At 64.1% G+C, this 23,732-nt stretch carries 20 protein-coding genes and 2 riboswitches; of the genes, 14 read left to right on the forward strand and 6 right to left on the reverse strand.

Annotated features, from left to right (window positions below; translation table 11 throughout):
- Positions 1–172: 172 nt before the first annotated feature.
- Entirely contained in the window at positions 173–1,780 is a 1,608-nt protein-coding gene (locus IVA80_RS29980; protein WP_247438265.1) for an ABC transporter substrate-binding protein, read from the reverse strand.
- Between the two features lie 268 nt (positions 1,781–2,048).
- On the opposite strand from IVA80_RS29980, the gene IVA80_RS29985 reads away from it, so the two are divergent.
- From IVA80_RS29985 to IVA80_RS30025, 9 genes are all read left to right on the forward strand, one after another.
- Entirely contained in the window at positions 2,049–3,179 is a 1,131-nt protein-coding gene (locus tag IVA80_RS29985) for a M20/M25/M40 family metallo-hydrolase (RefSeq protein WP_247438266.1), read from the forward strand.
- 95 nt (positions 3,180–3,274) lie between these two features.
- A riboswitch (glycine riboswitch) is annotated at positions 3,275–3,379 on the forward strand.
- A 3-nt stretch (positions 3,380–3,382) separates the two neighbouring features.
- A riboswitch (glycine riboswitch) is annotated at positions 3,383–3,495 on the forward strand.
- Between the two features lie 68 nt (positions 3,496–3,563).
- A complete protein-coding gene (locus tag IVA80_RS29990) occupies positions 3,564–4,865 on the forward strand; it encodes a D-amino acid dehydrogenase (protein WP_247438267.1) in 1,302 nt (433 codons plus the stop codon).
- 181 nt (positions 4,866–5,046) lie between these two features.
- On the forward strand, positions 5,047–5,988 hold the full coding sequence (locus IVA80_RS29995; protein WP_247438268.1) for an ABC transporter permease: 942 nt from the start codon (positions 5,047–5,049) through the stop codon (positions 5,986–5,988).
- Positions 5,989–6,006: 18 nt separating this feature from the next.
- Positions 6,007–6,894 (forward strand): ABC transporter permease, encoded by an 888-nt coding sequence (locus IVA80_RS30000; protein ID WP_247438269.1) that lies wholly within the window; start codon positions 6,007–6,009, stop codon positions 6,892–6,894.
- A complete protein-coding gene (locus IVA80_RS30005; RefSeq protein WP_247438270.1) occupies positions 6,894–8,543 on the forward strand; it encodes an ABC transporter ATP-binding protein in 1,650 nt (549 codons plus the stop codon). Before IVA80_RS30000 ends, IVA80_RS30005 begins: the two co-directional genes overlap by 1 nt.
- 289 nt (positions 8,544–8,832) lie before the next feature.
- A complete protein-coding gene (locus IVA80_RS30010; RefSeq protein ID WP_247438271.1) occupies positions 8,833–10,338 on the forward strand; it encodes a M81 family metallopeptidase in 1,506 nt (501 codons plus the stop codon).
- A 76-nt stretch (positions 10,339–10,414) separates the two neighbouring features.
- Positions 10,415–11,578 carry a M20 aminoacylase family protein gene (locus IVA80_RS30015; protein WP_247438272.1) on the forward strand — a complete coding sequence of 388 codons (1,164 nt, stop codon included), beginning with the start codon at positions 10,415–10,417 and terminating at the stop codon, positions 11,576–11,578.
- Between the two features lie 2 nt (positions 11,579–11,580).
- The gene (locus IVA80_RS30020) at positions 11,581–13,002 is read left to right on the forward strand and encodes an amidase (RefSeq protein ID WP_247438273.1); all 1,422 of its coding nucleotides are present in this window, start codon (positions 11,581–11,583) and stop codon (positions 13,000–13,002) included.
- A gap of 126 nt (positions 13,003–13,128) precedes the next feature.
- The gene (locus IVA80_RS30025) at positions 13,129–14,019 is read left to right on the forward strand and encodes a crotonase/enoyl-CoA hydratase family protein (protein ID WP_247438274.1); all 891 of its coding nucleotides are present in this window, start codon (positions 13,129–13,131) and stop codon (positions 14,017–14,019) included.
- A 106-nt stretch (positions 14,020–14,125) separates the two neighbouring features.
- On the opposite strand, the gene IVA80_RS30030 is transcribed toward IVA80_RS30025, so the two are convergent.
- Together IVA80_RS30030 and IVA80_RS30035 are read right to left on the reverse strand one after the other, a co-directional pair.
- On the reverse strand, positions 14,126–15,103 hold the full coding sequence (locus tag IVA80_RS30030; RefSeq protein ID WP_247438275.1) for an NADPH:quinone oxidoreductase family protein: 978 nt from the start codon (positions 15,101–15,103) through the stop codon (positions 14,126–14,128).
- Positions 15,103–15,711 carry a 2-hydroxychromene-2-carboxylate isomerase gene (locus tag IVA80_RS30035; RefSeq protein ID WP_247438277.1) on the reverse strand — a complete coding sequence of 203 codons (609 nt, stop codon included), beginning with the start codon at positions 15,709–15,711 and terminating at the stop codon, positions 15,103–15,105. Before IVA80_RS30035 ends, IVA80_RS30030 begins: the two co-directional genes overlap by 1 nt.
- Before the next feature lie 239 nt (positions 15,712–15,950).
- On the opposite strand from IVA80_RS30035, the gene IVA80_RS30040 reads away from it, so the two are divergent.
- The gene (locus tag IVA80_RS30040) at positions 15,951–16,973 is read left to right on the forward strand and encodes a methionine synthase (RefSeq protein WP_247438279.1); all 1,023 of its coding nucleotides are present in this window, start codon (positions 15,951–15,953) and stop codon (positions 16,971–16,973) included.
- A gap of 121 nt (positions 16,974–17,094) precedes the next feature.
- Here IVA80_RS30040 and IVA80_RS30045 read toward each other — a convergent pair whose 3' ends face one another.
- The 3 genes from IVA80_RS30045 to IVA80_RS30055 form a co-directional block, all read right to left on the reverse strand.
- Entirely contained in the window at positions 17,095–17,712 is a 618-nt protein-coding gene (locus IVA80_RS30045) for a hypothetical protein (protein WP_247438281.1), read from the reverse strand.
- A gap of 95 nt (positions 17,713–17,807) precedes the next feature.
- Entirely contained in the window at positions 17,808–18,335 is a 528-nt protein-coding gene (gene gpt / locus IVA80_RS30050) for a xanthine phosphoribosyltransferase (protein WP_247438283.1), read from the reverse strand.
- 39 nt (positions 18,336–18,374) lie between these two features.
- Positions 18,375–19,112, reverse strand: coding sequence for a molybdopterin-binding protein (locus tag IVA80_RS30055; protein ID WP_247438285.1), 738 nt, complete (start codon positions 19,110–19,112; stop codon positions 18,375–18,377).
- Between the two features lie 275 nt (positions 19,113–19,387).
- On the opposite strand from IVA80_RS30055, the gene IVA80_RS30060 reads away from it, so the two are divergent.
- The 4 genes from IVA80_RS30060 to IVA80_RS30075 all read left to right on the forward strand — a co-directional run bounded on the left by IVA80_RS30060 (position 19,388) and on the right by IVA80_RS30075 (position 23,718).
- Positions 19,388–20,806, forward strand: a complete 1,419-nt coding sequence (locus IVA80_RS30060) for a circularly permuted type 2 ATP-grasp protein (protein ID WP_247438287.1) — start codon at positions 19,388–19,390, stop codon at positions 20,804–20,806.
- Between the two features lie 4 nt (positions 20,807–20,810).
- Complete coding sequence (locus IVA80_RS30065; RefSeq protein WP_247438289.1) at positions 20,811–21,755, forward strand: alpha-E domain-containing protein; 945 nt, start codon at positions 20,811–20,813, stop codon at positions 21,753–21,755.
- A 169-nt stretch (positions 21,756–21,924) separates the two neighbouring features.
- Positions 21,925–22,773, forward strand: coding sequence for a transglutaminase family protein (locus IVA80_RS30070; protein ID WP_247438290.1), 849 nt, complete (start codon positions 21,925–21,927; stop codon positions 22,771–22,773).
- 186 nt (positions 22,774–22,959) lie between these two features.
- Positions 22,960–23,718, forward strand: a complete 759-nt coding sequence (locus IVA80_RS30075) for a proteasome-type protease (RefSeq protein WP_247438292.1) — start codon at positions 22,960–22,962, stop codon at positions 23,716–23,718.
- Positions 23,719–23,732 lie beyond the last annotated feature (14 nt).

The following is a 23,732-nucleotide window of genomic DNA, read 5'->3' on the forward strand; positions in this document are numbered from 1 at the left end:
CCAGCAGCGGCGATAGCGGCCCGCCTTGCGGCGTCCCCATCGTGCGCGTCTGGATCACGCCATCGTTCATGATCCCGCTGTTCAGATACGCCCGGATCATGCTGGGCGCACCAAAGAAAAACGGCGCCGCTGGATCTGCGGCGCCGTTCGCGTTCATACACAGGCGGAGACGTTACTCCGTCTTGTCGACATTCCAGAACACCGGGGTCGCCGGGCCGTCGAGCACGCCGGTGAGCGACTTCCGCCACGCGCTCGGCGCCAGATACTGGCCGAGCGGAACGTAGATCACCTGATCATAGGCTTCCTTCTGGATCTCGGTCGCGATCTTCTTCTGATCGTCGAGCGAGGCGGCGCGAACGAAGTCGTCCTTGAGCTTTTCGATCTTGGCGTTCTCCGCCCAGCCAAACCAGCCCTTCTTGCCCTGGCCGCCGATCGACAGGTTGGAGATCGGGTTGGAGACGTCGGCGCTGACCCAGTTGGTGAAGAACATGTTCCAACCGCCTTCCTTCGGAGGCTTCTGGCTGGCGCGGCGGCTCACCACGGTCTGCCAGTCGGTTGCCTGCAGGTCGACTTTGAACCCCGCTTCGCGAAGCGCCTGCGCAGCAACGATCGGCTGGGCCTTCAGCGTGGTGACGTCGCCCGGCGCCATGATCACGACAGGAGTACCGTCATAGCCGGACTCGGCGAGCAGCTTCTTGGCTTCCGCCATGCCGTTGCCCTCGACCAGCGATTCGGAACCGACGTCGGTCGCGAATGGCGTGTCGCAGATGAAAAAGGCGCCGCAGATCTTGTAGTACTTGGGATTGCCGATCAGCGCGTCGAGCACGTCCTTCTGCTTGATCGCCATCAGCGCCGCACGACGAACCTTGACGTTATCGAACGGCGGATAGAGGAAGTTCATGCGTCCGAGCGTCTGGAAGCCGAACTTGTTCAGCACCTCGACCTTGAGATCCGGATTTCCCTCAAGGACCGGAACGAGATCGAACGACGGATTCTCCAGGAAATCGATGTCGCCCGATTGCAGCGCGTTCACCGCAGTCTGCGAGTCCGGCATCGTAACCCATTCGACCCGGTCGACCTTCACCACCTTGCCGCCGGCGGTCCAGCTCACCGGCTCCTTGCGCGGCACGTAATCGGTGTTCTTGATGTAGACCGCCTTCACGCCGGGCTGGAATTCGCCCTGCACGAATTTGAACGGGCCGGAACCGATCTGCTCGGGAATCGGCTTGTCCGGCGGCGTCTCGGCCAGGCGCTTCGGCATCATGAAGGCAACGCGCGAGGATGGCTTGCCGATCGACTCCAACACCAGGCCGTAGGGCTCCTTCAGCTTCAGCGTGATGGTCTTGGGGTCGGTCGCCTCGATGCTGGCGGTGAAAGTCATCAACTGCTGGCCCATGCCGTCGACGGCTGCCCAGCGCTTCAGCGAAGCGACGCAGTCGTCCGCCGTCACCGGCGCGCCGTCGTGCCACTTGAGGCCGTCGCGCAGCGTGAAGGTATAGGTGAGCTTGTCGTCGGAGATCTTCCAGTCCGCCATCTGCGGCTGGATCTTGAAGTTCGCATCCGTCGTGATCAGCGTGTCGTAGACCATGTAGCCATGGTCACGCGTGATGTAGGCCGTGGTGAAGATCGGATCGATGATGCGCAGATCCGAATGCATCACGGCGGTGATGGTCTTGCCCGCCGCAAGCACCGGCGAGACCAGCACGGTCGAAAGCGCGACGACCGATAGCGCAAGTTTGGAGGCGAACGTGCGACGCCCCCGGCGCATCAAGCTCAACATAAAAATTTCTCCTGACGTGAAACTGTTCAAAGGCCGGTTATTGATTAAGCATCAGGTTCGTTCTTTAGGCCAACTAACCTCATGCAATGCCTTTATCTTTTCGAGACTTGCAGACACTGCCTAGCGCGTCAATCCGGTTTCGCTGCAAGCCCCAGCGGCGCGCGCACGGGCTCTACAAAGATCGGTTTGGCTCTACAACGCTCTCACTCGTCCTGCCCTGCGCCGATGCAATGCGCGTTCCATCTTTCGAAGCTTGAGAGACATTGAGATGAATCCAGCCAATCTTCCTTTCGATTCCGAGGCGATGCTCCAGGGCCTGCGCACCTGGGTGGAATGCGAGAGCCCGACCTGGGACGCGGGCGCGGTCGATCGCATGCTCGATATCGCAGCGCGGGATATGGCGATCATGGGTGCGACGATCGAACGCATCGCCGGCCGGCAAGGCTTTGGCGGCGTGATCCGCGCGCGCTTCCCGCATCCGAAGCAGGGCGAGCCGGGCATCTTGATCGCGGGGCACATGGATACCGTCCACCCGGTCGGCACCATCGCGAAGCTGAAATGGCGGCGCGAGGGCAACAAGTGCTACGGCCCCGGCATCTACGACATGAAGGGTGGCAACTACCTCTCGCTCGAAGCGATCCGGCAGCTGGCGCGCGCGTCCTTCACCACGCCCTTGCCGATCACAGTGCTGTTCACGCCGGACGAGGAAGTCGGCACGCCCTCGACGCGAGACATCATCGAGGCGGAGGCCGCGCGCAACAAATATGTGCTGGTGCCCGAGCCCGGCCGCGCGGACAACGGCGTCACCACTGGACGTTACGCCATCGCGCGCTTCAATCTCGAGGCGACGGGACGGCCGAGCCATGCCGGCGCGACATTGTCAGCCGGACGCTCGGCGATCCGCGAGATGGCGCGGCAGATCCTCGCCATCGACGCGATGACGTCGGAGGACTGCACCTTCTCGGTTGGCGTCGTGCATGGCGGACAATGGGTCAATTGCGTTGCCACGACCGCCACCGGCGAGGCGCTGTCGATGGCCAAGCGCCAGGCCGATCTCGACCGCGGCGTCGAGAAGATGTTGGCGCTGTCGGGCACGAGCAATGATGTCACCTTCAAGGTCACCCGCGGCGTCACCCGACCCGTGTGGGAGCCGGATGCCGGCACAATGGCGCTGTATGAGAAGGCGCGCAGCATCGCAAAATCGCTCGGCGCCGAACTGCCGCATGCGAGTTCGGGCGGCGGCTCCGACGGCAATTTCACCGGTGCGATGGGCATCCCGACGCTCGACGGCCTCGGCGTGCGCGGCGGCAATGGCCACACGTTGGAGGAGTTCATCGAGGTCGAGAGCCTGGTCGAGCGCGCCCGGCTGATGGCGGGACTGCTGGCGACGCTGGAGTAAATTGAATCGACTTCGCACTGCACAATACGTTGGCAGTCGCGGTTGAAATTTAGCCTTGTCTAAAAATGAGGCGCATCGTACTGCTCGATTGTCCACGCGACGACGCGGGAGAGATCGCGACGAAGGTTTCAAGCTTTCGTTGCGGCGCCGACGGAGCAACCGCCCCGGAAACTCTCAGGCAAAAGGACTGTATCGTCAGGACGATCTGGAGAGAGACGGCACGATTCAGGTCGTGACGTCCACCGAAGGGGACAGTCCGTCGCAAAGATCTCGTCGAGGTCCCGCCGGATCAAGCTCTCAGGTAACCGTGACAGATGGGGCGCCGCCAACGGCCATTCGCCGGCGGTTAGCCGACTCTAACTCACGGGAGCCCCGAAACCTGCCATGACCCATATCGCCATTATCGGCGCCGGCATTACCGGCGTGACGACCGCCTATGCCCTGCTCGAACGCGGATACAAGGTGACGGTGCTCGACAAGCACCGCTACGCCGCGATGGAGACGTCCTTCGCCAATGGCGGACAGCTCTCCGCCAGCAATGCCGAAGTGTGGAACAGCACCGCGACGATCCTCAAAGGCCTGCGCTGGATGTTCCGGCGCGACGCTCCGCTGCTGATGAACCCGCGGCCGAACTGGCACAAGTATTCCTGGATGAGCGAGTTCGTCGCCAACATCGGCAACTACCGCGCCAACACCATCGAGACCACGCGGCTCGCGATCGAAGCCCGCAAGCATCTGTTCGCGATCGCGACACGCGAAGGCATCGAGTTCGATCTCGAACGCCGCGGCATCCTCCACATCTATCGCGACAAGAAAGGCTTCGAATCCGGCCTGCGCGTCAACGCGCTGTTGCAGGAAGGTGGCCTCGATCGCCGCCCGGTGACGCCGGAAGAGATCCGCGAGATCGAGCCGGCGCTGCGAAAGGACTATTATGGCGGCTTCTACACGCCGTCGGATGCGACCGGCGATATCCACAAGTTCACGCGCGGGCTTGCGGAAGCCTGCAAGCGGCGCGGCGCGACCTTTATCCACGAAGCCAACATCGATTCCATTGCTCGCGCCGGCGGCGGCTTTGTCATCGGTTGGGCTGACCTCTCCGCAAGCGATGCTGTCACGTCCGCGCGCAGCATGCTGAAGGCGGACGGCATCGTGGTCTGTGCCGGCGTTGCCAGCCGTCGCTTCGCCGCCCTGCTCGACGAGCGCGTCAACGTCTATCCGGTGAAGGGCTACTCGATCACCGTGCAGCTCGATACCGCCGCAAGCCGCAACGCGACACCGACCGTGAGCCTGCTCGACGAGTCCGCCAAGATCGTCACCAGCCGGCTCGGCGCCGATCGCTTCCGCGTCGCAGGCACCGCCGAATTCAACGACTTCAACCGGGACATTCGCGCCGACCGCGTGCAGCCGCTGGTCGACTGGGTGCGCAGCAACTTCCCCGCCATCGAGACGTCACGCGTCGTGCCTTGGGCGGGGCTGCGACCGATGATGCCCAACATGATGCCGGTGGTACGCGCGGGACGGATGCCCGGCGTGTTCTTCAACACCGGCCACGGCCATCTCGGCTGGACCTTGTCGGCCGCGACCGCGCAGATGATTGCCGGGAGCATCGACGGCTGGCGCGGGCTCAACGCACCGCCGTCCGCACTGTCACTCAAGGTTGAGCGCGAGTTGCGGCATGCATCCTGAGTGGTCGATGTCGGAAGCTGGGCGGCCACTTGCGACCGTCCTGCCCTTGGCACACAATTTGCCCCGAAAGATCGGCTTCTCCGGTCGGCTTTCCAGCTCGAGTGACAGGCGTGCATGATAGACACAATCGATTCCACGTGGGGCCCTCGGCCCCACAAGTTCCGCAGCGGGAGATAGGTGCATGCTAGGTTATCTCATTCGCCGCGTTCTGGCCGCGGTGCCCGTGATGGGCGTCGTCGCGCTGTTCGTGTTCCTGCTGCTGCGGCTGACGCCCGGCGATCCTGCCGCGATTCTCGCCGGAGACAACGCCACGCCGGAGCGACTGGAACGTATCCGCACCTCGCTCGGCCTCAACGAGCCGCTGATCGTGCAGTTCATCACCTGGGTGAACAAGCTGCTGCACGGCGATCTCGGAACTTCGCTGATCTCCAACCTACCCGTCATGAAGATGATCGGCCAGCGCGTCGAGCCGTCGATCTCGGTCGCGCTGTCGACCATCCTCCTCGCCGTCATCGTCGCCGTTCCCCTCGGCGTGGTCGCGGCGTGGAAACACGGCACCTGGATCGACCGGTTCGTGATGGGGCTTTCCGTGCTCGGCTTCTCCGTGCCGGTATTCGTGGTCGGCTATCTCCTGATCGAAGTGTTTGCGATCGACCTGCGCTGGGTGCCGGTGCAGGGCTTCCGCAGCATCTCGAACGGTTTTGGACCGTTCTTCGAGCGCATCATCCTGCCGACCTGCGCGCTGTCCTTCATCTACATCGCGCTGATCGCCCGCATGACGCGGGCCGCGATGCTCGACGTGCTCGGCGAGGATTACGTCCGCACCGCTCGCGCAAAAGGCATCAATGAGGTCGCGGTGATGATGCGGCATGCGCTGCGCAATGCCGCCGTCCCCGTGATCACCGTGATCGGCACCGGCTTTGCGCTGCTGATCTCCGGCGTCGTCGTTACCGAGAGCGTATTCAACATCCCCGGCATCGGCCGCCTCACCGTGGACGCCGTGCTGGCGCGCGACTATCCGGTGATCCAGGCGATGATCCTGCTGACGTCGCTGATCTATGTCGTCGTCAATCTCCTGATCGATGTCGCCTATACGCTGCTCGATCCCCGGATCCGGTACTGAGGCAAGGATAAGAACAAAATGTCGGTCGATAGCCTTCCCCAGTCGTCCATTCCGATCACGTCGCCGCTGCGGCTGCGCTTCGGATTCCTCACCTCGACGCCGATCATCGCGGCGGCAACAATGTGCCTCGCGCTGATCGTGCTGATCTCGATCCTGGCGCCGCTGATCGCGCCACATGACCCGATCCAGCTTGCGCCGTCGCAGCGGCTGAAGGCCTCCTCGTCGCAGTTTCTGCTCGGCACCGACGCCTATGGCCGCGATCTGCTCTCGCGCGTCATGTATGGCGGCCGCGTCTCGCTTCTGATCGGCATCGGCTCCGCGATCATGTCGGTCGTCATTGGCCTCGCGATCGGCCTCGTCTCCGGCTTCTTCAAGCTGGTCGATTCCGTCATGATGCGCATCATGGACGGCCTGATGGCGATGCCGAGCATCCTGCTCGCGATCGCCGTGGTGTCGCTGTCGGGCGCCAGCATCTGGACCGTGCTGATCGCGATCACGATTCCCGAAGTTCCGCGCGTGGCTCGCCTGGTGCGCTCGGTCGTGTTGTCGGCGCGTGAGGAGCCCTATGTTGAAGCGGCGATCTCGGTCGGCTCATCCCTGCCGAAGATCATGTGGCGGCATTTGATGCCGAACACGATCGCGCCGCTGATCGTACAGGGCAGCTACGTCTGCGCCTCCGCGATCCTCACTGAGGCCATCCTCTCCTTCCTCGGCGCCGGCATCTCCCCGGAGACGCCGACCTGGGGCAACATCATGGCCGAGGGCCGCCAGTACTTTCAGCTCAAGCCGACGCTGATCTTCTGGCCGGGCCTGCTGCTCTCGATCGCGATCCTCAGCATCAACCTGATCGGCGACGCTGCGCGCGACGCCCTCGATCCGCGCATGAAGCAGCGGGAAGGCAAGTGATGACCAACACCATCCTCGACATCAACAACCTCGTCGTCTCCATCGGCAAGAAGCCGAAAGGCGCGAACATCCTCGACGGCATCTCGATCCAGGTCCGCGAGCGCGAGACGCTGTGTCTGGTCGGCGAAAGCGGCTCGGGCAAATCGGTGACCTCGCTCACCACGATGGGCCTTTTGCCGAAGGGTACGCTGGTGCCCACCGGCGGCAGCATCAAGCTGGTCGGTGAAGAATTGCTCACCGCGACCGACCGCCGCCTGCGCCAGCTCCGTGCGACGCAGATGGCGATGATCTTCCAGGAACCGATGACCGCGCTCAATCCGGTGGTGCCGGTCGGCCGCCAGATCGACGAGGTCCTGCGCGCCCACACCGATCTCGACGCGAAAGCGCGGAAGAAGCGCATCCTCGACATGATGGAGCAGGTCCGCCTGCCCCAGGTCGAGCGCATCTTCGCCTCCTATCCTCATCGCCTCTCCGGCGGCCAGCGCCAGCGCATCATGATCGCGATGGCACTGGTGCTCGAACCAAAGCTCCTCATCGCCGACGAACCGACCACCGCGCTCGACGTCACCACGCAGAAACAGATTTTGACATTGATCCGCGACCTCCAGCGAGATCACGGCACGGCCGTCCTGTTCATCACCCACGATATGGGCGTGGTGGCCGAGATCGCCGACCGCGTCGCGGTGATGCGGCAGGGCCGCCTGGTCGAGACCGGCACGCTCGATTCCATCCTGCGCAATCCGACCATGGAGTACACTCGCAACCTGCTCGCCGCAGTGCCGAGCCTGGTGCCGCGGGCTCCGCGTGAGGAGAGCAAGGAACCGGTGGTGCTGGAGGCCAACGAACTCGGCAAGGTCTATCGCGAGCGCGCGTTCTTCGGCAAAGGCCGCGAGGTCGTCGCCGCCGACAAGGTTACGCTGACGCTGCGCAAGGGCCGCACGCTCGGCATCGTCGGCGAGAGCGGCTCGGGCAAGTCTACGGTCGCGCGTTGCATCGTTCGTCTGATCGATCCGACCTCCGGCGGCGTGCGCCTGGCCGGCCGCGAGATCTCCGACATCTCGCGTCGCCTGCTCCAGCCGCATCGAAAGAAGATCCAGATCGTATTCCAGGATCCTTATCGCTCGCTCAACCCGCGCGTCACGGTCGGTGAAAGCATCGCGGAAGGCCCGATCAATTACGGCGTCTCGCATGCCGATGCGATGAAGCGGGCGCGCGAGCTGCTCGAGCTCGTCGGCCTGCCCGCGGACGCCGTGACGCGCTATCCGCACCAGTTCTCCGGCGGCCAACGCCAGCGCATCGCCATAGCCCGTGCGCTCGCGCTCGACCCCGACGTGCTGGTGGCGGATGAGGCGGTCTCGGCACTCGACGTCTCGGTTCAGGCGCAGGTGCTGGAACTCTTCGACGAGATCCAGAAGCGGCTCGGCATCGCGATCCTGTTCATCACCCACGATTTGCGCGTCGCCGCCCAAATCTGCGATGAGGTCGTGGTCATGCAGCACGGCCGCGTCGTCGAACAGGGCCCGGCCGCCGAAGTGCTAACACACCCGAAGGAAGCCTATACCAGGGCGCTGCTCGAGGCAGCGCCTGGCCGCGGCTGGGATTTTGCGAATTTCCGACCGGTGTCGGAGGGTATGGTCGCGAGCGCGTAGGTTTCTCCGCTGTCATTCCGGGGCATCGCGAAGCGATGAGCCCGGAATCCATCGAGCGGCAGAGTGTGCTGCACAATGGATTCTCAGGTGCGCAATTGCGCACCGTAGCTCGCGCCCAAGTGGGCGCGCCCCGGAATGACTGCGGGGAGAGATGGTGCGCTCTCACCCCACCGTATCCGCAGCATTCCTAAAACGATCTGACCCTATGCATGGCGCGATTGCTTCCCACCTTGCTCTCACAGCAAGGCCAAGGCTAACGTCGCGCATCATTTGCGTGGGACCAGATTGAATGACATGTATCGCCGTCGGCGGCTTCCTGCACGAGACCAACACCTTCGCTCCGACGAAGGCGACCTTCGCGGACTTCCAGCATGGCGGCGGCTGGCCGGCGATGACGGAAGGCGCCGAGGTATTGAAGGTGATGCGCCGCATTAATGTCGGCCTCGCCGGCTTCGTCGACAGCGACGAAGCGAATGGCTGGAACCTCATTCCAACGATCGCCTGCGGCGCAAGCCCGTCGGCGCATGTCACCAGGGACGCCTTCGAGCGCATCGTGAGGGTGATGGTCGACGGCATCGCAGCCGCCGGCCCGCTCGATGGGGTCTATCTCGACCTGCATGGCGCGATGGTGACCGAACATCTCGACGACGGCGAAGGCGAGATTTTGGCGCGGGTCCGCCGCGTCATCGGCAAGGACGTTCCGCTCGTTGCCAGCCTCGACCTGCACGCCAACGTCACGCCCGACATGATGGAACACGCGGACGCGCTGATCGCGTACCGCACCTATCCGCATGTCGACATGGCCGAGACCGGCCGCGCCGCCGCAACGCACCTCGCGCTCCTCCTGAGGACCAGGCAGCGTTTCGCAAAAGCCTTCCGGCAATTGCCGTTCCTGATCCCGATCAGTTGGCAATGCACCAACGACCAGCCGACCAGGGGCATCTACGAGAGGCTTGCCGCGCTGGAGAGCGACGCCATTCCGACGCTATCGTTCGCACCCGGCTTCCCCGCCGCCGATTTTTGCGACTGCGGCCCGAGCGTGTTCGCCTATGGCAAGACGCAGGCCGATGCCGACCGCGCGGCTGATGCGATCGTAAGATTGATCGAAAGCCACGAAGACGATTTCGACGGCAAGATCTGGTCGCCCGACGACGGCGTGCGGCATGCGATGGAACTCGCCAGGAGCGCGAGCAAGCCGATCATCATCGCCGACACCCAGGACAATCCCGGCGCCGGCGGCGATTCCGACACCACCGGCATGCTGCGCGCACTGGTGCGCAACAAGGCCAGTGCCGCGACCGGCGCGATTTACGATCCGGTCTCGGCCAAGGCCGCGCATGCGGCCGGCGTCGGCGCGACCGTGACGCTGTCGCTCGGCGGCAAGTCCGGCATTCCCGGTGACGAGCCCTATACCGAGTCCTTCGTCGTCGAAAAGCTCTCTGATGGCCGCTTCATCGCGCCCGGCCCTTATTATGGCGGCCGCGAGATGGAGATGGGCCTCTCAGCGTGCCTGCGCATCGGCGACGTGCGTATCGTCGTCTCTTCGCACAAGGCGCAGCTCGCCGACCAGGCGATGTATCGCTATGTCGGCATCGAGCCGACCGAAGAGAAGATTCTGGTCAACAAGAGCTCGGTGCACTTCCGCGCCGATTTCGAGCCGATCGCGGAAAAGCTGATGATCTGCGCCGCGCCCGGCGCAATGCCGGCCGACACCGCCACGCTGCCCTGGACGCGCCTGCGGCCGGGCATCCGCATCAAGCCGAACGGCCCCGCTTTCACTCCCAAGTCGCACTAATCCCAAGTCGCACTAATCCAAGTCGCACTAATCCAAGTCGCACTAATCCCAAGTCACGCCAACCGGACAGGAACACATGCCCACGATCGACCGCATCGACGGCTATGCCGACGAACTCACTGCCATCCGCCGCGACCTCCACGCCCATCCCGAGATCGGCTTCGAGGAAGTGCGCACCTCCGGCATCGTCGCCGACAAGCTGAAGAGCTGGGGCATCGAGGTGCATCGCGGTCTCGGCGGCACCGGCGTGATCGGCGTCATCAAGGGCAAGGGTTCGGGCGGCAAGCGCATCGGCCTGCGCGCCGACATGGACGCGCTGCCGATGGAGGAGAACACCAATCTGAAATGGAGTTCCAAGATCCCCGGCCGCTTCCATGGCTGCGGTCATGACGGCCACACCACCATGCTGCTCGGCACCGCGCGCTACCTCGCCGAAACCAGGAATTTCGACGGCACCGTGCACCTGATCTTCCAGCCGGCCGAGGAAGGCCTCGGCGGCGCGCGCGCGATGATCAAGGACGGGCTGTTCGAGAAGTTTCCCTGCGACGAGCTCTACGGCCTGCACAATGCTCCCGACCTCAACCATGGCGAGATCGCGATCCTGCCCGGTCCCGCGATGGCCAGCGCCGACTTCTTCGACCTCCGCATCACCGGCTATGGCGCGCACGGTGCGATGCCCGAACGCTCCAAGGACGCGGTGATCATCGCGACCACGCTGGCGCAGGCGATCCAGACCATCGTCAGCCGCAACGTCGAGCCACTGCAGGCCGCGGTGGTGTCGATCACGCAGATTCACGCCGGCTCCGCCTACAACGTCATCCCCGGCGACGCGCATCTGTGCGGCACCATCCGCACCTTCTCGAAAGAAGTCCGCACCCTGATCAGCGAACGCATCCGCACCATCTGCGCCGGCATCGCCAGCGCCTATCAGTGCGTGATCGACGTCGACATCCGCGACACCTTCGACGTGCTGGTCAACCAGGTCGAGCAGTCCAAGGTGGTCGAAGAGGTCGCGCGCACGGTCGTCAACCCCGCCAACGTCATCACACGCACCCAGCCGAAGATGGGCAGCGAGGATTTCGCCGACATGCTGCAAACCATCCCCGGCGCCTATTTCTGGGTCGGCCATGACGGCTCGGTGCCCGTGCACAACCCGGGCTACGTGCTCGACGACAAGATCCTGCCGATCGGCGCCAGCATGTTCGCCCGGATCATCGAAACGCGCATGCCGGTAGGTTAGCAATGCACAAAAAGAGCGTCGAAGAGGTCGTCACCTCGCTGCATGATCTGTCCGCAGTCGATCTGATCGCAGGCTATCGCGCAAAGCAGTTCTCGCCGAGCGAGGTGCTGGAGGACGTGCTTGCGCACGTCGCTGCGTGGGAACCGCACCTCAAGGCGCTCTATGCATTCGATCCTGACAGCGCGCGCGAGGCTGCAAATGCTTCGACCGCGCGCTGGAGCGGGGGCGAGCCGTCCGGCGCGCTCGACGGCGTGCCGGTCACGGTGAAGGACAACATCGCAACCAAGGGCGTGCCGGTGCCGCTGGGCGCCGCCAGCGTCAAGCTCGTGCCGGCCGATAAGGACGCACCGCCCGCCGCGCGGCTGCGCGAGTCCGGCTCGATCATCTTCGCAAAAACCACCATGCCCGATTACGGCATGCTGTCCTCGGGACTCTCCAGCTTCCACGCGCTGGCGCGCAATCCCTGGGACCTCTCGAAGAATCCCGGCGGCTCCAGCGCGGGCGCAGGCGCAGCAGCTGCAGCCGGCTACGGCCCGCTGCATCTCGGCACCGATATCGGCGGCTCGGTCCGCCTGCCTGCGGGCTGGTGCGGTCTCGTCGGCTTCAAGCCGAGCTTTGGCCGCGTGCCGATCGACCCGACCTATGTCGGCCGTGTCGCCGGTCCCATGACCCGCACGGTTGATGATTGCGCGCTGATGATGAGCGTGATCGCAAAGCCCGACCGGCGCGACGGCATGAGCCTGCCCGCCGAGCCTCTCAATTGGAAAGGCCTGGAGAAGTCACCACGCAAACTGCGCATCGGCCTGATGCTCGATCCCGGCGTCGGCCTGGCGCTGGAGAAGCCGGTGCGCGAGGTCGCGGTGAAGGCGGCGAAAGCATTCGAATCCGCCGGCGCCGTCGTGACCGAAGTCGACGGCATCCTGACGCGCGAGATGCTCGACGGCCTCGACAATTTCTGGCGCGCGCGGATGTGGGACGATCTGTCGAAGCTGACGCCGGCCGAGCAGGAAAAAGTGCTGCCCTATATCTTCAGATGGGGCGAGTCCGGCGCAAAGCTATCCGGTGTTGACGTCATCAGGGGCTTCAACCAGACCATGGCGATCCGCGCTGCCGCTTCAAAGCTGTTCTGCGAGCTCGACTACGTGATCTCGCCAACCGCGCCGAACGTGAACTACCCGGCCGAATGGGCCTCGCCGACCAACGATCCCATGAAGCTGTTCGAGCACATCGCCTATACCGTGCCGTGGAATATGTCGGAGAACCCCGCCGTCTCCGTCAATGGCGGCTTCGACGCGAAGGGTTTTCCGATCGGCGTGCAGATCGTCGGCCGCCGCTTCGACGATATCGGCGTGCTCGGCATGGCAAAGGCCTTCGAGAGCCTGCGCGGCCCGCAACGGCCGTGGCCCAGCCCGCCGGCGCGATAGCATCTAAGCACAAATCGTCATGCGCGGGCTCGGCCCGCGCATCCATCCTCTTCAAAAAAGATGGATTGCCGGGTCAAGCCCGGCAATGACACAATCGATTCAAGAATGACAAGGAAGGAAACCACCATGGCGTATGAGACGATCAAATACGAGGTCGACGAGCAGATCCTCACCATCACGCTGAACCGGCCCGACAAGCTCAACGCCTTCAACGCGCAGATGCAGACCGAGTTGATCGACGCGTTCGACGCCGCCGACAAGGACGACGAGGTCCGCGCCATCATCGTCACCGGCGCCGGCCGCGGTTTTTGCGCGGGCGCCGATCTTTCCTCGGGCGCAGATACCTTTGATCGCGACGCGCGGCGCGGCCCGGTAAAGCGTTTCGCGGACGGCAAGGTCGATTACAGCGACCCGCAGGTGCGCGACGGCGGCGGCCAGGTGACGCTGCGCATCTTCAAGTGCCTGAAGCCTGTCATCGCCGCGGTGAACGGTCCTGCGGTCGGCATCGGCGTCACCATGCAACTCGCGATGGACATCCGCATTGCCTCGGATGCTGCCCGCTTCGGCTTCGTGTTCTCCCAGCGCGGCATCGTGCCGGAGGCCGCCTCGAGCTGGTTCCTGCCGCGCATCGTCGGCATCTCGCAGGCGCTGGAATGGTGCTATTCGGGCCGCGTCTTCCCGGCGCAGGAGGCGCTCACCGGCCGCCTCGTCAGCAAGGTCGTAGCCCCGGACGATCTGCTGCCGACCGCCCGCGCGCTCGCCAAGGAATTCGCCGCCAAGACCGCGCCGGTATCAGTGGCTCTGATCCGTCAGATGATGTGGCGCATGATGGGTGCGGACGACCCCATGGAAGCCCACAAGGTCGACAGCCGCGGCATCTACGCCCGCGGCCGCTCGGACGACGTCAAGGAAGGCGTGGTGTCGTTCCTGGAAAAGCGCCCGGCGCAGTTCAAGAACAAGGTGTCGAGCGATATGCCGGATTATTTCCCGTGGTGGAGCGAGCGGGAGTATAAGTGACGCATCGTAGGGTGGACAAAGCGAAGCGTGCCCACCATTTCGATTTTCGATCGCGGATGAATGGTGGGCTAGGCGCAAGAGCGCCTTTGCCCACCCCACGGCACCGTCAATCCATCACCAGCGCGACGCGCCCGATCGCCTTGCGGTCGATCAGCAGCCGCATCGCCTTTGCAAAGTCCTCCAGCGGCAGGCGATGCGAGACGTTGGGGCGGAGCTTGCCCTCCTCCGCCCATTGCAGCAGCGCCTTCAGGCGCACTTCGCCAAGCGCAGGGTTTTTCCGCACGGCTTCGCCCGCGCGCACGCCGAGCACGCTGGCGCCTTTGATCAGCAAGAGATTGGTCTTGGCCGAACCGATGCCGCCAGTGAAGCCGATCACCAGGAGCCGCGCGCCCCAGGCGATGCAGCGCATCGAGTTCTCGAACACCTCGCCGCCGACGGGATCGAACACCACGTCTGCACCACGGCCGTCGGTGATGCGCTTGACCGCGTCGCGAAACGGCTCGCGGTCGTAGCGGACGAGATGGTCGGCGCCGCGCGCCTTTGCGATGGCGAGCTTCTCGTCGCTGGAGGCGGTCGCGATCACGCTCGCGCCCAGCATCTTGCCGATCTCGACCGCGGCAAGACCCACGCCGCCGCCGGCGCCATGCACCAGCAACACCTCGCCCGGCTCGATCCTGCCGCGATCGATCAGCGCGTGATAGGCCGTGCCGTGGCCGGCCAGATAGGTCGCGGCCTCCGCGTAGTCGAAGGTGGATGGCATCGGCGTGAGCTGCGCGGGCGTCACCACAGCTTCATCGGTGAAAGCGCCATGGCGCATCTTGACGATGACCTTGTCGCCGACGGCAACGCCGCGCACCTCCGCGCCGATCTCTGTCACGTCTCCCGCTGCCTCCATGCCCGGCGTGAATGGCAGCTCCGGCTTAAGCTGGTATTCGCCGGCCGCCATCAGCACGTCGGGAAAATTCAGCCCGGCGGCGCGGATCGCGACCCGCACCTCGCCCGGTTTGATGGCGCGCGATGGAAACTCTTCCAGCCACAACGCTTCGGGCGCGCCAAGTGCGCGGCAGACGACGGCCCGCACCATCAGGCTGCGCTCGCCTTGCGGCGCAGCAGCGCCTCGCGGATCAGCGGCAGGCGGTCATTGCCGAAATACATGTCGGTCTTGCCGACGAAGATCGTCGGCGAGCCAAAGCCGCCGCGGGCGACGACCTCTTCCGTATTGGCCTTGAGCTGGTCCTTGATTCCCTGCTCCGAAATGCCGGCGAAGAATTCTTGCTCGTCGATGCCGACCTTCTTGCATATCTCGGCCAGCACCGCGTCCTGCGAGATGTCCTTGTCGCCGCCCCAATAGGTCTCGAATACGGCGGTCGCGAACGGCACCATGTCCTGTCCCAGCCAGATGCAGCCGCGCATCGCCTTGACGCTGTTCACCGGAAACACGGTCGGCGGCATTTTGATCGCAAGGCCCGCCGAGCGCGCCCAGTCGGCGAGGTCCTTTTTCATGTAGCGCGCCTTCAGCGGCACCGGCGTCTCGCGCTGCGCGTAGACGCTCGGATTGACCGTGTTGAAGATGCCGCCGACCAGGATCGGCCGCCAGATGATCTCCGCGCCGAGTTCCGTGGCGAGCGGCTGGATGTTGTGGAAGGCGAGATAAGTCCAGGGGCTCGAACAGTCGAAGAAGAATTCGATCATGGCGTTTCCTTTTTTGTGTCTTGTTCGTTCACCATCAACATCCGATCTCGTCATTCCGGGATGCGCCGCAAGGCGCAGGCCCGGAATCCATCTCACCACGTTCATTGCGGCCCGATGGATTCCGGGCTCGCGATTTCGTCGCGCCCCGGAATGACGACAATGCCGACTTTTGTTGTTCTGTACCTTGACGTTAGGACATGGCAGGAAGGGGCGCAACACAACGTGCCGGGAGGGCCGCCATGCTGTTTCCAACCACGATCGCCGGCTCCTTGCCGAAGCCGGAATGGCTCGCCGAGCCCAACATGCTCTGGGCGCCATGGAAGTCGCAAGGAGCGGAGCTTCTCCGCGCCAAGCGCGATGCGACGATGCTTGCCGTCAAGATCCAGGAAGACGCCGGCATCGACATCGTCACGGAGGGCGAGCAGGCCCGCCAGCATTTCGTGCACGGCTTTCTGGAGAAGATCGACGGGATCGACTTCGCCCACAAGGTCGAGATGGGCATCAGAAAGGATCGCTACAAGGCGATGGTGCCGCAAGTCGTCGCGCCGCTCCAACTGAAGAGCCGCGTCCATGCGGACGAAGCGCGCGTTGCGCGCGCGCACACCAGCAAGAAGCTGAAGTTCACCCTGCCCGGCCCGATGACCATCATCGACACCATTGCCGATCGCTATTATGGCGACCGGGTCAAGATGGCCTTTGCGTTCGCCGAACTCCTCAACGAGGAAGCCCGGGCGCTGCAGGCCGACGGCGTCGATCTCGTGCAGTTCGACGAGCCCGCCTTCAACGTCTACATGGACGAGGTCAATGACTGGGGCATCAAGGCGCTGGAACGCGCCGCGCAGGGACTGACCTGCGCCACCGCGGTGCACATCTGCTATGGCTACGGCATCAAGGCCAACACCGACTGGAAAGAGACGCTCGGCCCGCAGTGGCGGCAGTACGAGCAGATCTTTCCTGCGATCGATGCCAGCGCGATCCAGCAGGTCGCGATCGAGTGCCGCAATTCGAAGGTGCCGCTCGATCTCCTCGCGTTGCTCAAGACCAAGATCGTACAGGCCGGCGTGATCGACGTCGCCAGCGACACGATTGAGACCGCCGAGGACGTCGTGCAGGTGATCGATTCGGTGTCGAAGTTCGTTCCCAAGAGCAACATCATCGCCACCACCAATTGCGGCATGGCGCCGATGCGGCGGGAGATCGCGGAAGCCAAGCTGATGGCGCTCGGTGCGGGCGCCGCGCTGGCGCGTGAGAAGCTAGGGTGATGCTGATCTGATCAACGCTCGTGATCGTAGCCCTTGCGGCGATTGCATCTCCGGCGCACGCGGAAGATCGCTCCGCGGGCACTGCGCGGACGACCATGGATGAACAGGGACGGCCGCTACGCTAGCCGCGCGCCGTCGGATGCAACACAGGCTGATATCCGGCGATGACCGCGCGCAGCGTGGAAGGGGGCGTCAGCAACATCGGGCGATCGAGGGTGCGCGCGTCCGGCGCATAGCCCGCGGGTGACCACAGCAGCGCCTTGCCTTGTGTCACCAGAAAGCTCTCCTCGCCCTGTTGCACCATCGCCCCATCGGGCAATTCCGCCAGTGGCATCGGCAATGCGTGAAGCCGCTTACGTCCGCGATCGAGCCGTTCGCTGTGCAGCACGGCATCCATCGTTTTCGCGCTGATAGTCTTCACACCATTTCCGTCCTGCCATAGAGAACGAAAACGCGTGGCGTCGTCGCGGCGACAAAAAAAGCAGGGCCGATGGCCAGCGGCAAAGGCCGTGGCTTCATCGAGAAAAAACAACTCCGTCCAGCTCCGCCGCGCCATTACCGGGCGGCGCCAGCCACGGAATTCGCACAGGCAGATAATCCATGCCGGCGAGGACCAACGCTTCTTCAGAAGCGTCTTGGTCGCGGGATCGTGGATGATGCCGCGGTTGCCCGTGAACAGCCCGCGATGTGGCGTTGCGATGAGGTCGCCGGTCGGCGTGACGCGGTTTTGCAGGGGCATGGGTATCTCGGCTCATCATTGCGAGCGAAGCGAAGCAATCCGCAAAGGCAGTCTGAATTGCTTCGTCACTTCGCTCCTCTCAATGACGGAGGAAATCACGCGGCGCCGTCGCGAAGCGGCGGGTGGTACGACAGCGCGGTGTCCCAGGGGAAGAAAATCCAGGTGTCTTGCGACACTTCCGTGATGAAGGTGTCCACCAGCGGGCGTCCCTTCGGCTTGGCATAAACAGTCGCGAAATGCGCGTCGGGCAGCATCTCGCGCACCAGCTTGCCGGTCTTGCCGGTGTCGACGAGATCGTCGACGATCAACAACCCCTTGCCGGTGCCGCCGCCGAGCTTCATCGCCGATTCGGAAATGCCCTTGAGGACCTGGAGCTCGCCCTGCTTGGTGTGGTCGTAGCTGGCGATACAGACCGTGTCGATCACGCGCACGCCGAGCTCGCGCGCGACGATCGCGGCCGGCACCAGGCCGCCGCGGGTGATCGCGATCACCGCGTGGAACGGGCCGACCTCGTTGAGCCGCCAGGTCAGCGCGCGGCAGTCCCGGTGGAATTGGTCCCACGACACCGGAAAGGCCTTGCCCGCCCGCTCCTGCGCGCTCAGTTCGGGTGCTTCACCAGCCATCGTGTTCTCCCGCCAATCATCGTCCGGCAGCTTCTTTAGCTACCGAGTGATGTTCAATCCCGCCAGCATTTCCTTCACCGCCGCCATCGCCGCCGCAAGCTTGTCCGCGTCACGCGAGCGGACCACCAGATTGGTGTTCGGCTTCTGCTCTTCATCCATGAAGGGATAGCTGCCGATGATGGTGTCGGGATGGGCGGCGGCGATCTCTCGCAGCGGGCTGCCGATGTCGCCTTCCCGCGCATTGGCGCGAACCGATTCGGAGAGCATGCGCACGCCCGACTTCAGCTTGGGCGAGACGATGTCCATCATTGCCTGCATGATCGAGGGCACGCCGGCCATCACGATGACGTTGCCGATCTTGAAGCCGGGGGCGAGAATGGTGGCGCTCTGGATCAGCTCGGCGCCATCGGGGATGCGGGCCATGCGCAGGCGGGCTTCGTTGAGGTCCTGCTCGCTCCAGCGCTCGCGGAAGCGGGCGACGACCTCCGGATGGTGGTCGATGCCGACGCCGAACGCCTTGGCGACGCTGTCGGCGGTGATGTCGTCATGCGTCGGACCGATGCCGCCGGTGGTGAAGACATAAGTGTAGCGATGCCGCAATGCGTTCAGGGCGGCGATGATGTCGTCCTGGTCGTCGGAGACGACCCGGACTTCCCTCAGGTCGATGCCGATATTGGTGAGGTATTCGGCGATGAAGCCGATATTCTTGTCCTTGGTTCGGCCGGACAGGATTTCATCCCCGATGACCAGAATGCCCGCCGTGACGATGTCGCTCATGCCTTCAGTCCCTCACCTGTCGGCCTGACTTTGCCGAGGTAACGCGTTGAAGTCACGCGGTTTTGCTACCGAAATAAGCAGTCTTCAGCCATTTTTTCAGGCACGCTGCCGGCCGCCCCCGGCAAATGCCCTCCCTCCATGCTTATCGCGCTGGCCCAGCCCTTGCTACCACCTGGGAGTCATGCACTCTTGCCGCATGGCCAGGACGTTGCGGTCTCAAAGGCCTTGGCGATCTGTCCAATGGCGCAACGCCTTGCGGAGACAAGTCGGGATCTATGGCAGTCGCCTTTGATGAAATGAACATTCCCGGTGGGGACCTTCGCCCCGCCTATCAGGAGCTGGCGCGCTGGCTCAAGGAGACGCCTCCCGAGGCGCTCGAATATCGCCGCCAAGAGGCCGAGCTCCTGTTCCGCCGCATCGGCATCACCTTTGCCGTCTACGGCGAGGCCGAGTCCACCGAGCGCCTGATCCCGTTCGACGTGATCCCGCGAATCATGTCCGGCAAGGAATGGGCGTTGCTGGAGAAAGGCCTGAAGCAGCGCGTGCGCGCGCTCAACATGTTCCTGCGCGACATCTATCATGGCCGCGACATCCTGCGCGCCGAGATCGTGCCCGACGATCTGATCTTCCAGAACCCGGTGTTTCGCCCCGAGATGAACGGCCAGCAGGTGCCGCACGACGTTTACGTGCACATCGCCGGCATCGACATCGTCCGGGTCGATGCCGAGGATTTCATCGTGCTGGAGGACAATGCGCGCACGCCCTCGGGCGTGTCCTACATGCTGGAAAACCGCGAGATCATGATGCGGCTGTTTCCGGATCTGTTCGCCCGCCACAGGGTGGCGCCGGTCGAACGCTATCCGGACGAGCTGCTCTCCGCCCTGCGCTCGGTTGCGCCGCAAAGCGCCTCCGGCGAACCGACTGTCGCCCTGCTCACGCCCGGCGTTTACAACTCTGCCTACTACGAGCACTCCTTCCTTGCCGACAAGCTCGGCATCGAGCTGGTCGAGGGCCGCGACCTCATCGTCAAGAACAACGAAGTGTTCATGCGGACGACCGAGGGGGTGAAGCGGATCGACGTGATCTACCGCCGCGTCGACGATGATTTCCTCGATCCCCTCACCTTCCGCCCCGACTCCGTACTCGGCGTGCCCGGGCTGATGTCGGCCTATGCGGCCGGCAACATCACGCTCGCCAATGCGGTCGGCACCGGCATCGCCGATGACAAGGCGATCTACTCGTACATGCCTGATATCGTGAAGTTCTATCTCGGCGAGGAGCCGATCCTCAAGAACGTGCCGACCTGGCGCTGCCGCGAGCCGAAAGATCTCGCTTATGTGCTCGACAATCTCGGCGAGCTCGTCGTCAAGGAAGTCCACGGCTCCGGCGGCTATGGCATGCTGATCGGCCCCGCCGCGACGAAGGCAACCATCGAAGCCTTCCGCGAGAAGCTCAAGCGCGAGCCCGAAGGTTTTATTGCACAGCCGACGCTGGCGCTCTCGACTTGTCCGACCTGCACGGCATCCGGCCTTGCCCCGCGCCACGTGGACTTGCGGCCCTTCGTGCTGACCGGCAGCAAGGGCACCACCATCGTGCCAGGCGGCCTGACACGTGTCGCGCTGAAGGAAGGCTCCCTGGTGGTGAATTCGAGCCAGGGCGGCGGCACCAAAGACACCTGGATCCTGGACGAGTAGTCAGATGCTGTCGCGTACCGCCGAAAACCTCTACTGGCTCGCCCGCTATGTCGAACGGGCCGAGTACCTCGCGCGCACCATCGATGCGACGCTGCGCGTCACTGCGCTTCCCGCCGCCTATATCGGCAAGACCAATGAATGGGATTCGGCACTGCTGACCGCCGGCGTCGCCGCGAGCTTCTATCAGACCTACGATGAAGCCAACGAACACAACGTCGTCGACTACCTCTCGTTCTCGGCGAACAATCCGTCATCGATCCGAAACTGCATCGAGGCGGCGCGGCTGAACTCGCGCTCGGTGCGCACTGCGCTCACCAGCGAGATGTGGGACACCATCAACTCGGCCTGGATCGAGCTCCAGGCCGTCTGGAGCAAGGGCACCTCCACGCGCGAGGACCTCGCGAAATTCCTGCGCTTCGTGCAGGAGACTTCGCTGCGCTTCGACGGCTCGGCCTACCGGACCATGCTGCGCAACGACGCCTACTGGTTCTCGCGCATGGGCGTGCATCTGGAGCGCGCCGACAACACCGCGCGCATTCTCGACGTGAAATACCACGTGCTGCTGCCCCAGGAAGAGCATGTCGGCGGCCCGCTCGATTTCTATCAGTGGAGCTCGATCCTGCGCTCGGTGTCTGCGCTGACGGCGTATCACTGGGTCTATCGCGAGACGCTGAAGCCGTGGCTGATCGCGGACCTGCTCATCCTCAACGACACGCTGCCGCGCTCGCTGGCGAGCTGCTATGGCAACCTCGTGCGCAACCTGGACCAGATCGGCGTCGCCTATGGCCGCCAGGGACCCGCCCAACGCCACGCCCGCGGCATTCGCAACCGGCTGGAACACAGCAATATGAACGATATTTTCCAGCATGGCGTGCATGAATTCATTCAGGAATTCATCACGGACAATTCCAGGCTGGGCGAAATCATCACGAAGCAGTATTTGATCTGATGTTCCCCGGCTGACGAAATGAGATATCGTCATGGTCGGGCCTGTCCCGGCCATCGACGTTCTTGCTTCCGCGCGGCGAGGAAGAGCGTGGATGCCACGGACAAGCCCGGGCATGACGAACTTCTTCGCGGTAGGCAGTCGGGCCTAACCACTAACTGCACGGTCCACCATGCGCCTGCGAATCCTACACACCACGACCTATCGCTACGAGCCGCCGGCCACCAGCGTGATCCAAATACTGCGCATGACGCCCAGCAGCCATGACGGGCAATATGTGGCGGAGTGGCAGATCGACGTCTCGACCGACACCAAGCTCGACACCCACGAGGACGCCTTCGGCAATGTCACGCATGTGCTGTCCTGCGGACCGGTCGGCGATATCAAGATCACTGCCGAGGGCCTGATCGAGACCCACGACACCGGCGGCGTGCTGCGCGGCGCCGACGAGCGCTTTCCGGCCGGCATGTTTTTGCGCGCCACCGATCTCACGTCCGTCAATCCGGCGATGACGGCCGTCGCGCGGCAGTTGCGCAGCGAGGCCGAGAGCGACATGCTCGGCTTCCTGCACACGCTGATGACGCAAATCAGCGATCACATGACCTTCGACGAGGACCCGACCAACAGCGGCACGTCGGCGGCCGACGCGTTCACGCTCAAGCGCGGCGTCTGCCAGGACTACGCGCATATCTTCATCGCCTGCGCCCGCAGCGGCGGCGTGCCGGCGCGGTTCGTCTCCGGGCATTTCCTGCGTTCGGACGGCACGGTGCACCAAGAGGCCGGCCATGCCTGGGCGGAAGCTTACGTCGACGGACTCGGCTGGGTCGGCTTCGATCCCGCCAACTGCATCTGCACCACCGACGCCCATGTCCGCGTTGCGATCGGGCTCGACTATCTCGGCGCAGCCCCTGTGCGCGGCACCCGCTATGGCGGCGGTGCGGAGACGCTGACGGTCGCCGTGAAGGTCGAGCAGGCCGGCCGCGGCAGCCAATCGCAGTCACAATCGCAGCGGCAGAGCTGAAGCGCGTCATTCCGGGGCGCGACGAAGTCGCGAGCCCGGAATCCATTTACCCGCCGGTCCTGTGGCCCGATGGATTCCGGGTTCGCGCTACGCGCGCCCCGGAATGACGGCTCCCCCGGGAATTGGGGTTGGAGCGGCCCTTGAAATTGGCTAGTAATTCCGCGCAAACGCGTTCGGGGACTGGAAATGACCTATTGTTGCGGAATCCTGGTTCGGGACGGGCTCGTCATGATCGCCGACACCCGCACCAATGCGGGCCTCGACAATGTCTCGACCTTCCGCAAGCTCCACATCTTTTCCAAGCCCGGCGACCGCATCATGGCGATCGCCAGCGCGGGCAACCTCGCCATCAGCCAATCGGTGCTCTCCACCCTCACCGAGGGCCTGGAAGACCCTGACACGGGCGAGATCGAGACGCTGATGAACGCGCCGACCATGTTCCAGGCCGCCCAGCGCATCGGGCGGGCGATCCGCGCGGTGCACGCGACCGAGGGGCCGGCGCTGAAATCCGAGGACGTCTCGTTCGACGTCTCCTTCCTGTTCGGGGGCCAGATCAAGGGCGCGCGCATGCGCCTGTTCATGGTCTACACCGCCGGCAATTTCATCGAGTGCACGACAGACACGCCGTACCTGCAGATCGGCGAGCACAAATACGGCAAGCCGGTGCTCGACCGCGCCATGCATTACGACGTCGAGCTCTACGAAGCGCTGAAGACCGGCCTGATCTCGATGGATTCGACCATGCGCTCCAACCTCGGCGTCGGCCTGCCGATCGACGTGCTGGTGGTGCGGGCAGACGCCTGCGAAGCCGATCTCAATCACCGCATCGAGGCGGGCGAGCCCTATTTCCACGATCTGCGCTCGCGCTGGTCGGCGGCGTTGCGCGCGGCGCATCAGAACATTCCGCGGCCGCCCTACAAGAACGAAAAAGAACCCAAAACCTGACAGCTTAAGAGAAA

This window comes from Bradyrhizobium sp. 139, assembly GCF_023074175.1.
GTDB lineage: Bacteria > Pseudomonadota > Alphaproteobacteria > Rhizobiales > Xanthobacteraceae > Bradyrhizobium.

Bases quoted from the DNA above. Each gene is read 5' to 3' on its own strand.
- IVA80_RS30060 (WP_247438287.1), top strand. From the start codon at position 19,388: ATGGCAGTCGCCTTTGATGAAATGAACATTCCCGGTGGGGACCTTCGC.
- IVA80_RS30030 (WP_247438275.1), bottom strand. From the start codon at position 15,103: ATGGTGCGGGCCGTCGTCTGCCGCGCACTTGGCGCGCCCGAAGCGTTG.
- IVA80_RS29985 (WP_247438266.1), top strand. From the start codon at position 2,049: ATGAATCCAGCCAATCTTCCTTTCGATTCCGAGGCGATGCTCCAGGGC.
- IVA80_RS29990 (WP_247438267.1), top strand. From the start codon at position 3,564: ATGACCCATATCGCCATTATCGGCGCCGGCATTACCGGCGTGACGACC.
- IVA80_RS30075 (WP_247438292.1), top strand. From the start codon at position 22,960: ATGACCTATTGTTGCGGAATCCTGGTTCGGGACGGGCTCGTCATGATC.
- IVA80_RS30065 (WP_247438289.1), top strand. From the start codon at position 20,811: ATGCTGTCGCGTACCGCCGAAAACCTCTACTGGCTCGCCCGCTATGTC.
- IVA80_RS30055 (WP_247438285.1), bottom strand. From the start codon at position 19,112: ATGAGCGACATCGTCACGGCGGGCATTCTGGTCATCGGGGATGAAATC.
- gpt (WP_247438283.1), bottom strand. From the start codon at position 18,335: ATGGCTGGTGAAGCACCCGAACTGAGCGCGCAGGAGCGGGCGGGCAAG.
- IVA80_RS30015 (WP_247438272.1), top strand. From the start codon at position 10,415: ATGCCCACGATCGACCGCATCGACGGCTATGCCGACGAACTCACTGCC.
- IVA80_RS29980 (WP_247438265.1), bottom strand. From the start codon at position 1,780: ATGTTGAGCTTGATGCGCCGGGGGCGTCGCACGTTCGCCTCCAAACTT.
- IVA80_RS30070 (WP_247438290.1), top strand. From the start codon at position 21,925: ATGCGCCTGCGAATCCTACACACCACGACCTATCGCTACGAGCCGCCG.
- IVA80_RS30010 (WP_247438271.1), top strand. From the start codon at position 8,833: ATGACATGTATCGCCGTCGGCGGCTTCCTGCACGAGACCAACACCTTC.
- IVA80_RS30045 (WP_247438281.1), bottom strand. From the start codon at position 17,712: ATGCCCCTGCAAAACCGCGTCACGCCGACCGGCGACCTCATCGCAACG.
- IVA80_RS30005 (WP_247438270.1), top strand. From the start codon at position 6,894: ATGACCAACACCATCCTCGACATCAACAACCTCGTCGTCTCCATCGGC.
- IVA80_RS30020 (WP_247438273.1), top strand. From the start codon at position 11,581: ATGCACAAAAAGAGCGTCGAAGAGGTCGTCACCTCGCTGCATGATCTG.
- IVA80_RS30040 (WP_247438279.1), top strand. From the start codon at position 15,951: ATGCTGTTTCCAACCACGATCGCCGGCTCCTTGCCGAAGCCGGAATGG.
- IVA80_RS30000 (WP_247438269.1), top strand. From the start codon at position 6,007: ATGTCGGTCGATAGCCTTCCCCAGTCGTCCATTCCGATCACGTCGCCG.
- IVA80_RS30035 (WP_247438277.1), bottom strand. From the start codon at position 15,711: ATGATCGAATTCTTCTTCGACTGTTCGAGCCCCTGGACTTATCTCGCC.
- IVA80_RS29995 (WP_247438268.1), top strand. From the start codon at position 5,047: ATGCTAGGTTATCTCATTCGCCGCGTTCTGGCCGCGGTGCCCGTGATG.
- IVA80_RS30025 (WP_247438274.1), top strand. From the start codon at position 13,129: ATGGCGTATGAGACGATCAAATACGAGGTCGACGAGCAGATCCTCACC.